The sequence below is a fragment of the Actinoplanes sp. NPDC048791 genome, from assembly GCF_040650095.1.
GTDB lineage: Bacteria > Actinomycetota > Actinomycetes > Mycobacteriales > Micromonosporaceae > Actinoplanes.
On sequence record NZ_JBEZGQ010001162.1, the window covers coordinates 1 to 2,406 of the forward strand.

The following is a 2,406-nucleotide window of genomic DNA, read 5'->3' on the forward strand; positions in this document are numbered from 1 at the left end:
GCCACCCTCGCGCGGGCCACCGGAACCCTTTTCGTGCACCGGCGAACAGGGAGTTTTGACAATGGCGCGACCCATCACGCTCTTCACCGGCCAGTGGGCCGACCTGCCGTTCGAGGAGGTCTGCCGGCTGGCTGCCGAGTGGGGCTACGACGGCCTGGAGATCGCCTGCTGGGGTGACCACTTCGAGGTCGACCGGGCGCTGGCGGAGGACGACTACGTCGACCGCAAGCGCGAGCAGCTCGCGAAGCACAACCTGAAGGTCTTCGCGATCTCCAACCACCTGGTCGGCCAGGCGGTCTGCGACCACCCGATCGACGAGCGGCACCAGGACATCCTGCCCGCGGCGATCTGGGGCGACGGCGAGGCCGAGGGGGTGCGCCAGCGGGCCGCCGAGCGGATGAAGGACACCGCCCGGGCCGCCGCCCGGCTCGGCGTGGACACCGTCGTGGGCTTCACCGGCTCCTCGATCTGGCACACCGTGGCCATGTTCCCACCGGTGCCGCCGGCCATGATCGAGCGCGGCTACCAGGACTTCGCCGACCGGTGGAACCCGATCCTCGACGTCTTCGACGCCGAGGGCGTGCGGTTCGCCCACGAGGTGCACCCCAGCGAGATCGCCTACGACTACTGGACCACCCGGCGCACCCTGGAGGCGATCGGCAACCGGCCGGCGTTCGGGCTCAACTGGGACCCGTCGCACTTCGTCTGGCAGGACCTCGATCCGGTGAACTTCATCCTCGAGTTCGCCGACAAGATCTACCACGTCGACTGCAAGGACGCGAAGGTCCGCACCGGTGACGGCCGCCGCGGCCGGATGGCCTCCCACCTGCCGTGGGCCGACCTGCGCCGGGGCTGGGACTTCGTCTCCACCGGGCACGGCGACGTGCCGTGGGAGGACTGCTTCCGCGCCCTGAACGCGATCGGCTACACCGGCCCGCTGTCCGTCGAATGGGAGGACGCCGGCATGGACCGCCTGGTCGGTGCCCCGGAGGCGCTGCAGTTCGTGCGCCGGCTGGCTTTCGACGCGCCCAGCGCGGCCTTCGACGCGGCCTTCTCGTCGTCGTCCTGACGCGCTCGTCGTTCTGACGCGCTCGTCGTTCTGACGCGCTCGTCGTTCTGACGCGCTTGGGGTCCTGACGCGCTTGTCGTCCTGACGCCAAAGGCCCGGTCCACCGTTGGTGGGCCGGGCCTTGAGAAGCGGTACTTGTCAGTACGTGGTGCCGGTGCCGTTCGACGAGGTCATCCCGGACCCGCTGGTCGACAGCGTGGTGGTCTCGGAGCCCGTGCTGGAGCTGGTGCTGGCGGACTTGAGCTTCTCACCGATCTTGGACTCGTTGAGCTTGTCCTTGCCCTCGGTGTAGAGCTTGTTGGCCTGCGCCTGGGCGACTCCGGCGGCCTCCTGGACCGTCGGGTGCTCCCACACCTTCTTGGCGTTGGCGGTGATCTCTTCGTACTTCTCCCGGCCGGCACGGCTGCCCAGGACGAAGCCCGCCGCGAGACCCGTGATGAACATGAGCTTTCCGCGCATGGCGGCTCCTTCCGTTCGGTGACGCTCGTGCGTCGAACAGGTGCTTACCCATCCTGCACCGCAGTCATGCCCCCGGTCCGTGTTTCATCCCTGTTGCGCGCGCCCCGGCGCGCCGGGTCACCCGTTTTCGCCCTGGGCGGGCGGTCATGTATTGTCGTTCCGGTCGCCACCACTACCGCGGAAGCGGGAGCGGAGGTGACGGTTTGATCCCCTGTAGCTCAATTGGCAGAGCAGCCGGCTGTTAACCGGCAGGTTATTGGTTCGAGTCCAATCGGGGGAGCTCACGCTCGGGCCGCGGGCGGGCCGGATTTCCGGCCCGTGTGCGGCCTTTCTGTCGTTCTGGGCGATGTGCCGGTGTCGCTGCCGCTCTCGGTCGGTGAGCCGGCATCTTCTGTTGAACTAGTCCGGGACGTGGCCCGTCGGGTGTCAGGCGGCGCTGTGGCCGAGGTTCCTGGGCGGTCGGTCGGTTCCCCTTGGATCACCTACCGATGACCACGGGGGCGCTGTCGTGGCCACGTTCTGTTCGGCCGCGGGTGGCAGTTGACCGGCCGAACCGGTGCGTCCTCGGCGAGGGCCGCGACAGTCCCTGAACCCGGGGGCGGGTGGTGCCACCTGTCGAGGCCACGATCGGGCTGGTTCCTGGTGTGTCCGCCGGAAGGTGTGTGCCGGCGGGTACGGCTGCCACCGGGCTCCGCAACGACGTGGGCGGCGAGCGGGCGGGGAAGGGGTCCCTCGACGGCGCGATCGGGAGTGACGCCGTGCTGTGTTGCCGAGCCCGGACCGTTTGTCTTCCTCGGGCGGGCGGCGGCTCGGCGGCGTGGGCGGCGGCTCGGCGGCTCGGCGACTTGGTGGCGTGGGCGGCGGCTTTGGGCGGCGGC

General features: G+C 69.7%; 2 protein-coding genes and 1 tRNA gene. 2 read left to right on the forward strand and 1 reads right to left on the reverse strand.

The features are described from left to right. Window positions 1-61 precede the first annotated feature (61 nt). Window positions 62-1,069, forward strand: coding sequence for a sugar phosphate isomerase/epimerase family protein (locus AB0C29_RS43695; protein WP_360548708.1), 1,008 nt, complete (start codon window positions 62-64; stop codon window positions 1,067-1,069). A 138-nt stretch (window positions 1,070-1,207) separates the two neighbouring features. Here AB0C29_RS43695 and AB0C29_RS43700 read toward each other — a convergent pair whose 3' ends face one another. Continuing rightward, window positions 1,208-1,528, reverse strand: a complete 321-nt coding sequence (locus tag AB0C29_RS43700) for a hypothetical protein (RefSeq protein ID WP_360833597.1) — start codon at window positions 1,526-1,528, stop codon at window positions 1,208-1,210. A gap of 207 nt (window positions 1,529-1,735) precedes the next feature. Here AB0C29_RS43700 and AB0C29_RS43705 point away from each other — a divergent pair. Beyond that, window positions 1,736-1,808 (forward strand) — tRNA-Asn (locus tag AB0C29_RS43705). The last annotated feature ends 598 nt before the right edge of the window (window positions 1,809-2,406 follow it).